We start from the raw sequence: 12020 nt of genomic DNA on the forward strand, positions 1-12020 counted from the left end.
GTTGAGGTTGACGAACGGCCCGTGCAACTTGCACGAAAAGTACGAGGACTACCTGTCCGGCTGACGTACATCCTGTGCGACCAGCCAAAACCTGAACATGAACGGCAGTCGCCGCACCCGCGGACATCGCCCCGACTCGATTGGTCGTCGGTGGCAGGGGAGGATGGGGAGATGGACGAGCTACCCATAGGACGGCGAGTTGCCTACTGGCGGGGGCGGCGCAAGATGTCGCAGCAGGTCTTCGCGGACCGGCTGGGCAAGTCCAAGAGCTGGGTGGACAAGGTCGAACGCGGTGTCCGCCGGTTGGACAAGTTCTCCGTCCTGTACGAGATCGCCGACATCCTCCAGATGGACGTGCAGCTGCTGATGGGCAAGGACCCGGAGCGGCGCGCCGACGCCCTCAACTGCATCGACCAGGTCGAGGTGCAGGAGATCCGGGCGGCGCTGGAGCGCTACGACTCGATGAGCGCGTACTTCGACGCGGTGCCGTACCCGCCGCCGATGGACGACATGCGCAAGGCCGTCAACCATGCCTGGCTCACCTACCAGTACGGCCGCTACGGGATGCTCACCCGGGCGCTGCCGAAGCTGCTGCGCGACGCCCAGGCGGCCGACGCCGCCTACGGCGGTGAACAGGCCGCCGAGGCGGCCCACCTGCTCGGCCAGGTCTACCAGATCGCCTCCTCGGTGCTGCGCAAGCTCGGCGAGTGCGAGCTCGCCTGGTTGGCCGCCGACCGGTCGATGGCGGTGGCCCAGCGGGCCGACGACCCGCTGCTCGCCGGGATCGCCACCACCCGGGTGTGCAACGCCCTGGTCGCGATGGGCCGGGCCCGCCCCGCGCTGGAGCTGAACGTCCAGATCGCCAACCGGCTGGCGCCGGGTGGCAGCAACGAGGTCTCGCCGGCCCGCCTCTCCGTCTACGGGATGCTGCTGCTCCAGGGCGCGATGGCCGCGTCCCGCATCGGTGACTCGGCCAGCGTCGACGACCTGATCAACTGCGCGCAGGAGGCCGCCACCCTGCTCGGCGGCGACCACAACCACTACTGGACGTCGTTCGGCCCGACGAACGTCGAACTGCACCGGGCCGCCGCCGCTGTGGAGCTGGGCGACGGCGGGCGGGCCGTGGAGGTGCACCAGCTTCGCATCGCGGAGCCCTCCTTCAACGCGCTGCTGCCCGAGCGCCGCGCCCACCACCTGCTCGACATCGCCCGCGGGTACGCCCAGATCGGTGACGTGGCGAACGCCGGCGAGATGCTGCTGCTCGGTGATCGGCTCGCCCCGTCGGAGATCCGCTGCCGGCCGATCGCGCACGAGGTGATGTCCGACATCCTCCGTCGCACACGTGGTGCGCCGCCTTCTCCGGTAGCGGAGTTGGCTGAGCACATGGGAGTAGGGGTATGAGCGCGGAGCCGGTCTGATGGCCGGTGCAGCGCACAACAGCGGGCACCGTGAGGTGCTCTACGTCATCGCCTGCGGCTCGCCGCTGGCCCGGCACGTCGGTCGTCTGGTCGACCTCGCCCAACAGGACGGTTGGGACGTCTGCGTGGTCACCACGCCGGACGGCGCGAAGTTCGTCGACCAGTCGGCCCTGATTCGGCAGACCGGTCACCCGGTGCGGACGCACTACAAGAACCCCGGTGACCCGGATGTGCTGCCGCCCGCCGACGCCATGATCGTCTGCCCGGCCACCGTCAACACCGTCAACAAGTGGGCCGCCGGGATCACCGACACGCTGGCACTCGGGCTGCTGGTCGAGGCGCAGGGCAAGGGCGTCCCCATCGTGGCGGTGCCGTACACCAACGCGGCGATGGCCTGCCACCCGGCATTTCGTGCCGGGGTGGCCCGGTTGGCAGAGTGGGGCGTCACGGTGCTCTTCGGCGACGATGTGATCGCCCTGCACCCGCCCGGAACGGGGGAGCAGCACCTGCACGCCTTCCCCTGGGCGATGCCGCTGGCCGCATTGCAGACCGTCTCCTGGAGCGCCGCGTAGCGCGTCCGGCAGATCTTCCACCCGACGCGGCCGGGCCGGGTGTCACCGCCCGGCCGCCCCGACGCCGGTAAGCTGGCCCGCCGTGAGCACAAGCGGATCCGCCCCCACAGTCAGCGACGTGGTGGCCGCGCTGGAACGGCGCTTTCCGCCGGTCTGGGCGGAGGAGTGGGACCGGGTGGGCCTGGTGCTCGGTGAGCCGGCCGCTCCGGTCCGCCGGGTGCTCTGCGTGGTCGACGTGGTGCCCGAGACGGTCGACGAGGCCTTGGCCGCCGAAGCGGACATGATCGTCGCGCATCACCCGCTGCTGCTGCGCGGGGTGTCGTCGGTCGCCGCGACCACATTCAAGGGGCGGATCATCCACCGGTTGATCCGGGCCGGGACGGCGCTGTACGCGGCGCACACCAACGCCGACGTGGCCTCCCCGGGCGTCTCCGACGCCCTCGCCGCCCGCTTCGGGCTCACCGGTCTGCGCCCACTCCAACGACCCGCGCCCGGCTCGCCCGCCCACGGCGACGACAGGGGTTTCGGCCGGATCGGCGAACTGCCCGAGCCGATGACCCTCGCCGAGCTGACCCGGCACGCGGCGGCGGTGCTCCCCGTCACGTCCTGGGGAGTTCGCGCGGCGGGGGATCCCGGGCGTATGGTTCGTACCCTCGCCGTCAGCGGCGGGTCGGGGGACAGCTTCCTCGGCGCCGCGACCGCCGCCGGGGTGGACGCGTTCCTCACCGCCGACCTGCGGCACCACCCGGCCGGCGAGCACCTCGCCGCCGATGGTCCCGCCCTGATCGACGCCGCCCACTGGGCGACCGAACGACCGTGGCTGGACGACCTGGCCGCCTTCCTCAGGGAGGCGCTGGACGTCGAGACGCTGGTGTCCGACCTGGACACCGACCCGTGGACCGTGCACGCCGCCGCACCCGTTGTGGACGACAAGGAGCCCGACCGTGAAGGCTGACCCTCAGGTGCAGCGCCGCCTGCTCGACCTCCAGGCGATCGACACCAACCTCGCCCAGCTCGCCCACCGCAGGCGAACGCTTGCCGAGCGGGCCGAGCTGGAGTCGCTGGCCCGGGAGCTGTCGTCGATGGAGGACGAGCGGGTTCGCGCCCAGGTGGCGGTGGACGACCTGGACCGGGACATCGCCCGGTTGGAGAAGGACGTCGAGCAGGTCCGGGCCCGCAAGGAGAAGGACGAGAACCGGCTGGCCGCCGGCACCGGCCCGGCCCGCGAGCTGGAGGCGCTCCAGCACGAGCTGGTCTCGCTCAAGCGCCGCCAGGGCGACCTGGAGGACGCCGAGCTGGAGCTGATGGAGCAGCGGGAGACCGCGCAGGGCGTACTGGACGGCGTGGAGCAGCGGCTGGCCGAGACCCGGGACAAGCGGGCCGCGACCGAGCAGCGCCGCGACGAGGCGCTGGCCGAGATCGCCAAGGAGGAGGAGTTCAAGCGGGGTGCGCGTCAGCCGCTCGCCGGCGATCTCCCGAGCGAGCTGGTCAACCTCTACGACAAGATCCGCGAGGACACCGGGTTGGGTGCCGCGCTGCTCACCGCGGGCCGCTGCGGCGGGTGCCGCCTGGACCTGTCCGGCGCCGACCTGGCCCGCATCCGCAAGGCTGCCCCCGACGACGTGGTCCGCTGCGAGGACTGCCGGCGGATCATGGTCCGTACCAACGAGTCGGGCCTGTAGGTCGTGGCGCCGCGCGTCGTCTCCATCGAGGCCGACGGTGGATCCCGGGGCAACCCCGGCCCCGCCGGCTACGGCGCTGTGGTCCGTGACCCGGAGACCGGCGAGGTGCTCGCCGAGCGCTCCGAGTCGCTCGGTACGGCCACCAACAACGTCGCCGAGTACCAGGGCCTCATCGCCGGGTTGACCGCCGCCGCCGAGCTGGGCGCCGCCGAGGTGGACGTCCGGATGGACTCCAAGCTGGTGGTCGAGCAGATGTGCGGCCGGTGGCAGATCAAGCACCCCGGCCTGCGGCCCCTCGCCGCCCAGGCCGCCGCGCTGGTGGGCCGGTTCAGCGCGGTCCGGTTCAGCTGGATTCCGCGCGAGCAGAACCGGCACGCCGACGCCCTCGCCAACGCCGCCATGGACGCCGCCGCGGGTCGTCCGTCGGGGTCCGCGGCCCCCGCCCGTCCTGCGGCCGCCGGCCAGCCCTCGACCACGCCCGCCGCCCCGATCGTCGGCAGCGACCCGGCGACCGCGCCGGCCTCCTGGGAGCCACGGCCGACCTTCACCGCCACCCGGCTCATCCTGGTCCGGCACGGCGAGACCCCGTACACCGAGCAGGGGCGTTACTCCGGGCGCGGCGACGTGCCGCTCTCCGAGCGTGGCCGGGCCCAGGCGCAGGCGACGGCCGCCCGGGTGGCCGAGCTGGCCCCGTCCGTCGCGGCCGTCCTCAGCTCACCGTTGTCTCGGTGTACGGCAACTGCGGCGTCGATCGCCGGGGCGCTCGGTGACGTGCCGGTCCGCACCGACGACGACCTGATCGAGTGCGACTTCGGCCAGTGGGAGGGGCGCACCTTCGCCGAGGTGCGCCAACAGTGGCCGGGGGAGATGGACGCCTGGCTCGCCTCACCCCGGATCGCGCCGCCGGGCGGCGAGTCGTTCACCCAGGTCGCCGAACGCGCGCACCGCGTCATCAGCGGGCTGCTCACCGCGTACCCCGGTGAGACGGTGGTGGTCGTCTCGCACGTCTCGCCGATCAAGCTGGTGCTGCGTGACGCCCTCGCAGCCGGCGACGGCTTCCTGCACCGGCTCTTCCTGGACGCGGCCGGCATCTCGGTGTTCGACATGTGGCCGGACGGCGGCGTCGCGGTGCGCACTGTCAACGACACCGCCCACCTCGCGGCCCTCTAAGGCGGTCACCCTTCGGCTGGTGGCCTGCGCCGTTCGGCGCAGGCCACCAGCCGTTCGGCGCAGCACCTTCCGAACGGGTCACGTGACGCCCATCACAAAGCCATAGCCTCCGGCCGTTGCATCGAGAGCCACGACTCCCCGGAGGTGTGTCAGATGGCTGCACCCGAACCGGAGGCGCCGCCCACGGCGCCGACCAGGGCAAAGGACCACAGCCCCTGGAACTGGTTGCTCTTCATCCCCATCGTGGTGCCGCTGATCCCGGCGTTCTTCAATGGCGACTCGCCCCGGGTCTTCGGCTTCCCGCGCTTCTACTGGCTGCAACTGGCCTTCATCCTGCTCGGCGTCGGCACCACCACGTTGGTCTACCAGATGACGAAGAAGCGGGGTGGTTCCTGATGTGGCGCGACCATCTCACCGAGATCATCGTCTTTACCCTGCTGTTCCTCCTGGTCAGCGTGATGGGCTTCGTGGCGGCCCGGTGGCGGGCACCGAAGGACATGGCGCACCTGGACGAGTGGGGGCTGGGCGGGCGCAGCTTCGGCGGCTGGATCACCTGGTTCCTGGTCGGCGGTGACCTCTACACCGCGTACACCTTCGTGGCGGTGCCGGCGTTGATGTTCGGTGCCGGCGCGGCCGGGTTCTTCGCCGTGCCGTACACCATCGTCATCTACCCGCTGGTCTTCCTGGTGCTGGTGCGGCTCTGGTCGGTGTCGCACCGGCACGGGTTCGTCACGCCGGCCGACTTCGTCCGCAACCGGTTCGACTCGCCGGTGCTGGCGCTGCTGATCGCGATCACCGGCATCGTGGCCACCATGCCGTACATCGCGCTGCAGTTGATCGGCATCGAGGCGGTGCTCAAGACGATGGGCGTCACCGGCGACAACGCGCTGGCCCGACACCTGCCGATCATCATCGCGTTCGCCATCCTGGCCGCCTACACGTACCAGTCGGGGTTGCGCGCGCCCGCGTTGATCGCGTTCGTCAAGGACAGCTTGATCTACATCGTGATCCTGGTGGCGGTCATCTACCTGCCGTACAAGCTGGGCGGTTGGGGTGACATCTTCGCCGCCGCGGACGCGAAGTTCGACGCCTCGCCCAACCCGAACGACGGCATCCTGCTCAACGGCAACAACCAGCTTCAGTACGTGACGCTGGCGTTGGGCTCGGCGTTGGCGCTCTTCCTCTACCCGCACAGCATCACCGGTGTGCTGGCCAGCCGGAACCGCGACGTGATCAAGCGGAACATGTCGGCGCTGCCCGCGTACAGCCTGCTGCTCGGGTTGATCGCGCTGCTCGGCTACATGGCCATCGCGGCCGGCGTGAAGCCGCTGCCCGGCGCCAAGGAAGGCACTGTCGACAGCAACACCGTCGTGCCGTTGCTGTTCGACCAGCAGTTCCCGGACTGGTTCGCCGGTGTCGCGTACGCGGCGATCGGCATCGGCGCGCTGGTGCCCGCGGCGATCATGTCGATCGCGGCGGCGAACCTGTTCACCCGCAACATCTACAAGGAGTACCTGAAGCGGGACGCCTCCCCGGCCCAGGAGGCGAACGTCTCGAAGATCACCTCGCTGGTGGTCAAGGTCGGCGCGGTGGCCTGCATCGTCTTCCTCGACCCGCAGTTCTCCATCGACCTCCAACTGATCGGTGGCGTGATCATCCTGCAGACGTTGCCGGCGGTGGCGCTGGGCCTCTACACCCGTTGGTTCCACCGCACCGGCCTGATCGTCGGCTGGGTGGCCGGCATGGGGCTGGGGATGTGGATGCTCTACCAGGTGGCCAGCCCGACCCGGAAGCACTTCGGCGGCTCCGCGTTCCCGCTGTCGGAGTTCGGGTTCGACACCACCAAGACGATCTACGTCGGCATCGTGGCGGTGGCGGTCAACCTGGCCGTGGCGGCGCTGGTGACGCTGGCACTGCGGGCCGCGAAGGTCGAGGAAGGAGTCGACGGCACCGAGCCGGACGACTACTTCGCCGACGAGGACGACCCCCGCGTCACCCCGGGCACCGAACGCGACGCCGACCCAACCCGAGAACCAGTCGCCTAACCCCGGCCCCGGCCCCGGCCCTTCCGCGCCCGGCCCGTCCGTGCCCGCCCTTTCCGCGTCGATCATGGAGTTGTGGTGCCTGGTTGATGACTGTTCGCGGCAGTCGTCCCCCACCACAACTCCATGATCGACGATGCTTGAACCTCACGAGCCCTTGTGGAGCTACTCGCCCCTGCCCGCTGGCCCGATTCCCCTGAGGGCGAGGGTCAGCAGTTGTTCCGCCTTGGGCGCGCCCATCGGTTGCGCCGCGAGTGAGATGCCGTTGGCGAGGATCATCAGGTCGGCCATGGTGATGTCGGGCCGTACCGAACCCTCGTCGATGGCTCGGCGTAGCAGCGGTTCACCGGCGGAGACGAGCATCGCACCGCAGGCCTCGGTCTCCTCGGGGGGCTCGTTCAGGAGGGATTCCGCGAGGCCGCGGGTTGCCGTGGCGTACGCGGTGACCTCGTGCAGCCAGGTCGTCAGCCCGTCGAGGGCGTCCGGCGCGGCGAGCAGATCTCCGGCACGCGCCGCCAGGTTGCGGACGCACCCGCGGAAGACCGCCTGAAGCAGCGACCACCGGGTGGGGAAGTGCCGGTGCAGGGTCGCCGAACCGACCCCGGCGGATCGCGCGATCTCCTCCAGCGAGGCGTACGCGCCGTCGCGGGCGATCGCCTCCGAGGCCGCCGTGACGACGAGGTCGTAGTTGCGCTGCGCGTCAGCTCTCATGGCCCGCCTTGCAGAAGTGGGGTGGTCCCCCGTATCGTAGCCGACTGGAAGTGGGGGATCACCCCGCTTATTCTCAGGAGGCATCGTGGCTGTTCTCGTCATCGGCGCGACCGGTAAGCAGGGCGGGGCCACGGCCCGAGCACTGCTCGACAAGGGCGTCCCGGTCCGTGCCCTGGTCCGTGATCCCGACGCCGACAGCGCCCAGGCTCTGCGGGATCGGGGCGCCGAACTGGTCACCGGCGACCTGGACGACGCGGAGTCGCTGTTCGCCGCGGCCGACGGCATGGATGGCCTCTTCTCCATCCCGTACCCCGACGTGACGGACATGCAGGGCGACGCCGAGGTGACCCGCGGCCGCAACGTCGTTGAGGCGGCGCGCCGGGCCGGTGTGTCGCACGTCGTGCACAGCAGCGTCTCGGGTGCCGGCGACTACCACCGCAACCAGCCCGGATGGGCCGAGGGCCGGTGGGACCGGCACTACTGGGAGAGCAAGGCGGCCATCGACGAGATCGTGCGCTCTGCTGGCTTCGCGCACTGGACCATCCTCAAGCCCTCGACCTTCATGGAGAACCTCGTCGGCTGGTCCTACCTCTTCGGCGACTGGTCCAGCGGCACCATCATCACCGGCTTCGCCGCTGACACGCGGATGCCGTGGATCGCCGTCGACGACATCGGGGAGGCCGCGGCGATCGCGTTCACGAACCCGGGGAAGTTCCACGGCCAGGACGTCGAACTCGCCGGCGACCTGCTCACCATGACCGAGGTCGCGGCCACCCTGACCGAGGTCACCGGCCGGGAGATCACCGCTCCCGTGCTCACCCCGCAGGAGGCCGTCGAGCGCGGCCTGCTGCCCGCTATGGTCAAGGCGGTCGAGCAGATCAACGAGAACGGCAGCCCGGCCCGTCCGGAGATGGCCCGCGCCCTCGGCCTGCCCACCACCGACTTCCGCACGTGGGCGCGGCGAACGTTCTCCTGAGAACCGGCGGTCGCGGACCCGCGCCGGGTGTGGGTCACGCGGCCGGACCGGCTCGGCGGATTCACCGCCAAGATCGCGCTCGATCCTTGTTGTAGTGGTGTTGGGCCGTGCAGCAGGCCACTACAACCAGGATCTTGCGCGATCTTGGCGGTGGGAGGGGCTTGTAATGCGGCCGGACGGGGTGATGGGCCACCACGTCAAGGCAGGCGCGCTCAGCGGCGGCGGTTGCGGTCCACCAGGGCCTGGTTGAGGCGGCCCAGCAGCCGTGCCAGGGTCTCCCGGTCATCGGTGGTCCAGTCGGCGAGCATGTCCCCGTAGAGCCGGGTGCGGGCGGCCTGGACGGCGGCCATCCGTTGCAGACCGGTCGAGGTGGGGGAGATGACAGTGCCGCGGCCGTCGGACGGGTCCGGGGTACGGGTGATCAGGCCGTCGCGCTGAAGCGCGGACACCTGTCGGGTGACTGTCGAGCCGTCCAGGTTGAGCCGGGCGGCGAGCGCCGAGACGTTCTGCGGGCCGGCGTCGGCCAGGTGGCGCAGGATGACGTACGCCGCGCGGTCCAGCACCCGGTGCTCGGCGGTGCCGGTGGCCCGCCGGGTGGCCTCGCCGAAACGCATCAGCAGGGCCACCTCGGTCTCGATCCGGCCGAGGGCGCTCTCGTCATGGTCGTCGCTCATAGCTGTATGATACAGAATAAGTACCTGTACGATACAGCTATCTGAGGAGTCGGAGTGGATCGGCGTTCCGAACCGAACCGCAGTGCCATCTACGCCACCACGCTGGTGGCCTTTCTCGCCATCGCCGGCATCGCCGTCGTCGACCCGATCCTGCCCGCCATCGGCGAGGCGATCGGCGTCACCGCCTGGCAGGTCGAGTTGCTGTTCACCGCGTACATCGCGGTCATGGCCCTTGGCATGATCCCGGCGACCCTCGCGAGCGGCCGCTTCGGCTTCAAACCGGTGCTCATCACCGGCGTCTCCGTCGTCGGTCTCGCCGCGATCCTCGCCTCGTTCAGCGACAACATCGTGCAGCTCTCCGTGCTGCGCGGCGTCTGGGGACTGGGCAACGCGATGTTCTTCGCCACCGCCATGGTGGTGCTGGTCAACCTGGCCGTCGACAGGGAATGGGTGGTGGGTCTCTTCGAGACCGCCCTCGGCCTCGGCTTCGCCGTCGGACCGCTGATCGGTGGCCTGCTCGGCGAGGTCAGTTGGAGGCTGCCGTTCTTCGTCTGCGGTGTCTTCATGGTCCTCGCCCTCGGCGTGGCCTCCCGCAAACTCCGCGAGCCCACCAACCGGCAGGCACCGGTACGCGTCGGCCAGATCTTCGCCACCTACCGCCGGCCGGCGTTCATCGCCCTCTGCGTGGTCACCGCCGCGTACAACTTCGTGTTCTTCGTGGTGCTCGGCTACACGCCGCTCTTCCTCGGCCTGGACGTCATCCCGCTGGGGCTCGCGTTCACCGGCTGGGGTCTCGGCCTGGCCGCCGGCATCATGGTGATCGGCCACCGGCTGGCCCACCGCATCGGCGCGGTACAGACCGTCGGCGTGGCCATCGCCGGACTGCTGGTCTGCATGGTCCTCTTCGCCACCTCCACCAGCACCGCCGAGGCGCTCGTGGTGCTGGTGCTCGCCGGACTCTGCATGGGCCTGGCCAACGCCAACCTCACCGACCTGGCGCTCGGCCTCGGCTCCAGCGACCGGCGCGTCGCCACCGGCGCGTTCAATCTGGTCCGCTGGGGCGCCGCCGCGCCGGCACCGATCATCTCCGGCAAGCTCGCCGAGCAGTCTCTGGCGCTGCCGTTCTGGGTCGGCTTCGGGGTGCTCGCCGTCGGCGTGCTGGTCTATCTGGCCTTCGCGCACGTGATGGCCGCCGGCTACGGCGAGCGGGTCCTCTGGTCCCGCTGGAACCGCGCCGCCGCGAAGACCGAGCACGCCGCCGAGGAACCGGTAGGCGAGGCCTACTGACCGTCCCGGTCCCGGCCCTGCCGTTCCGCGATGTGCCGCCCAAGATTCGCGCAGTTTCGGGGAAACTGCTGCCTCGCTGCCGGTTGAGGCAGCACTTTCCCTGAAGTTGCGTAGATCTTGGACGGCGCGTCGGTGTTTGCGGGCCGGGCGCCCTTAGTTCAGGGCGCGCCAGAGCAGGTAGAGGCCGATCGTCGTGCCGAACACCACGATCACCGTCTTGAGCACCACCGGCGGCAGCCGACGGACGAGCCGGGCGCCCGCGTACCCCCCAATCAGGGTGGCCGGCGCGACCACCGCGACGGCCGCCCAGTTCAAGGGGCCGAACAGGGCGAACACCACGAGCGTCGTCAACCCCACCACCGCGGAGAGCAGGTTCTTGATCGCGCTCACCCGGGCCAGTGTCGCGTCCAGCACCAGGGCCAGCCCGGCCACCAGCATCACCCCGAGCGCCGCACCGAAGTAACCGCCGTACACCGCGCCGAGCCCGACCATGGTCTGCACCGCGATCGTCCGCCGGCGTGGCGACAGGTCCCGAGGGTGACCGACCAGCCGGCGCAGCGGGTCCTGGAAGGCCAGGACCGCTGTCGCGCCGAGGACCAGAAAGGGTACGACCAGCTCGAACGCGCGGGCCGGAGTGGCCAGCAGCAGCAACGCCCCGAGAATCGTGCCCACGATGGTGGTGGGCACCAGCGTGGCCAGCGCGCGGGGGCGCGGCAGGTCCTGCCGGCTGCCCGCCACGCTGGCCAGGTACCCGGGGAAGACGGCGACGGAGTTGCTGACGTTCGCCGGCACCGGGGGCAACCCGATCGCGATCATCGCCGGGAAGGTGATCAACGAACCGCCACCGGCCACCGCGTTGACAGTGCCAGCGGCGAGACCGGCGGCGAGCAGCAGCGCGGCGTGGGAGAGATCCATAGCCCCACGAGGCTAGCCGTTGCCCTACGGCACGCATTCGCCGGATCGTCCGTGAGCAGCGCGATCTTGCCCGGGCGGGGCGGCAATACCGGCAGCACGCTCGTCGTTAGGATGAGAGCGCGACGGACGAGTCGACCGGGCGGCCGCGTCGGCGGGCTTCGGCCCGCCGCCGAGGAACGTCCGGACTCCACAGGGCAGGGTGGTTGTTAACGGCAACCCGGGGCGACCCGCGGGAAAGTGCCACAGAAAACAGACCGCCGACCCCAACGGGGACGGTAAGGGTGAAACGGTGGGGTAAGAGCCCACCAGCACCCCGGGTGACCGGGGTGGCTCGGTAAACCCCACCCGGAGCAAGGCCAAGCAAGGGCCGTCACCGCAAGATGACGACCCGGCGCAGACGCTTGAGGGCTGCCCGCCCGATGTCTGCGGGTAGGCCGCTGGAGCCTGCCGGCAACGGCAGGCCGAGATGGATGGCCGCCGCCGGCGCAAACCCCTCGGGGTACGCGCCGCGCACAGAATCCGGCGTACAGGTCGATTCGTCCGTCGCCCACCAGCTCAGAGCCGCGACCATGG

General features: G+C 70.5%; 12 protein-coding genes and 1 other RNA gene. 10 read left to right on the forward strand and 3 right to left on the reverse strand.

The window, feature by feature from the left end:
* Nucleotides 1-171 precede the first annotated feature (171 nt).
* The 7 genes from ACLQ3F_RS10545 (at nucleotide 172) to mctP (ending at nucleotide 6887) form a co-directional block, all read left to right on the forward strand.
* Nucleotides 172-1401, forward strand: a complete 1230-nt coding sequence (locus ACLQ3F_RS10545) for a helix-turn-helix domain-containing protein (protein WP_328652700.1) — start codon at nucleotides 172-174, stop codon at nucleotides 1399-1401.
* A 16-nt stretch (nucleotides 1402-1417) separates the two neighbouring features.
* Nucleotides 1418-1990 carry a flavoprotein gene (locus ACLQ3F_RS10550; protein WP_238690551.1) on the forward strand — a complete coding sequence of 191 codons (573 nt, stop codon included), beginning with the start codon at nucleotides 1418-1420 and terminating at the stop codon, nucleotides 1988-1990.
* A gap of 118 nt (nucleotides 1991-2108) precedes the next feature.
* Nucleotides 2109-2945, forward strand: coding sequence for a Nif3-like dinuclear metal center hexameric protein (locus ACLQ3F_RS10555; protein ID WP_425848715.1), 837 nt, complete (start codon nucleotides 2109-2111; stop codon nucleotides 2943-2945).
* Nucleotides 2935-3672, forward strand: a complete 738-nt coding sequence (locus tag ACLQ3F_RS10560) for a zinc ribbon domain-containing protein (RefSeq protein ID WP_425848306.1) — start codon at nucleotides 2935-2937, stop codon at nucleotides 3670-3672. Before ACLQ3F_RS10555 ends, ACLQ3F_RS10560 begins: the two co-directional genes overlap by 11 nt.
* A gap of 3 nt (nucleotides 3673-3675) precedes the next feature.
* Complete coding sequence (locus ACLQ3F_RS10565; protein ID WP_425848308.1) at nucleotides 3676-4842, forward strand: bifunctional RNase H/acid phosphatase; 1167 nt, start codon at nucleotides 3676-3678, stop codon at nucleotides 4840-4842.
* Between the two features lie 153 nt (nucleotides 4843-4995).
* On the forward strand, nucleotides 4996-5238 hold the full coding sequence (locus ACLQ3F_RS10570; protein ID WP_238680505.1) for a DUF3311 domain-containing protein: 243 nt from the start codon (nucleotides 4996-4998) through the stop codon (nucleotides 5236-5238).
* Nucleotides 5238-6887, forward strand: coding sequence for a monocarboxylate uptake permease MctP (mctP, locus tag ACLQ3F_RS10575; RefSeq protein ID WP_393222397.1), 1650 nt, complete (start codon nucleotides 5238-5240; stop codon nucleotides 6885-6887). Before ACLQ3F_RS10570 ends, mctP begins: the two co-directional genes overlap by 1 nt.
* Nucleotides 6888-7049: 162 nt before the next feature.
* Here mctP and ACLQ3F_RS10580 read toward each other — a convergent pair whose 3' ends face one another.
* The gene (locus tag ACLQ3F_RS10580) at nucleotides 7050-7595 is read right to left on the reverse strand and encodes a TetR/AcrR family transcriptional regulator (protein WP_425848311.1); all 546 of its coding nucleotides are present in this window, start codon (nucleotides 7593-7595) and stop codon (nucleotides 7050-7052) included.
* Between the two features lie 85 nt (nucleotides 7596-7680).
* Here ACLQ3F_RS10580 and ACLQ3F_RS10585 point away from each other — a divergent pair, with 85 nt between their 5' ends.
* Nucleotides 7681-8571: an NmrA/HSCARG family protein gene (locus tag ACLQ3F_RS10585; protein ID WP_425848313.1), complete on the forward strand. Its 891-nt coding sequence runs from the start codon at nucleotides 7681-7683 to the stop codon at nucleotides 8569-8571.
* A 212-nt stretch (nucleotides 8572-8783) separates the two neighbouring features.
* Here ACLQ3F_RS10585 and ACLQ3F_RS10590 read toward each other — a convergent pair whose 3' ends face one another.
* The gene (locus tag ACLQ3F_RS10590) at nucleotides 8784-9245 is read right to left on the reverse strand and encodes a MarR family winged helix-turn-helix transcriptional regulator (RefSeq protein ID WP_425848314.1); all 462 of its coding nucleotides are present in this window, start codon (nucleotides 9243-9245) and stop codon (nucleotides 8784-8786) included.
* A 54-nt stretch (nucleotides 9246-9299) separates the two neighbouring features.
* Here ACLQ3F_RS10590 and ACLQ3F_RS10595 point away from each other — a divergent pair, with 54 nt between their 5' ends.
* Nucleotides 9300-10532 (forward strand): MFS transporter, encoded by a 1233-nt coding sequence (locus tag ACLQ3F_RS10595; protein ID WP_425848315.1) that lies wholly within the window; start codon nucleotides 9300-9302, stop codon nucleotides 10530-10532.
* Nucleotides 10533-10685: 153 nt separating this feature from the next.
* Here the strand turns inward: ACLQ3F_RS10595 and ACLQ3F_RS10600 are convergent, their stop codons facing one another.
* The gene (locus ACLQ3F_RS10600) at nucleotides 10686-11447 is read right to left on the reverse strand and encodes a sulfite exporter TauE/SafE family protein (protein ID WP_425848316.1); all 762 of its coding nucleotides are present in this window, start codon (nucleotides 11445-11447) and stop codon (nucleotides 10686-10688) included.
* A gap of 127 nt (nucleotides 11448-11574) precedes the next feature.
* Between ACLQ3F_RS10600 and rnpB the strand changes: the two genes are divergently transcribed.
* Nucleotides 11575-11990: RNase P RNA component class A (rnpB, locus tag ACLQ3F_RS10605), an RNA gene on the forward strand.
* Nucleotides 11991-12020: the final 30 nt, after the last annotated feature.

This window comes from Micromonospora sp. DT15 (assembly GCF_049841475.1).
Classification (GTDB): domain Bacteria; phylum Actinomycetota; class Actinomycetes; order Mycobacteriales; family Micromonosporaceae; genus Micromonospora.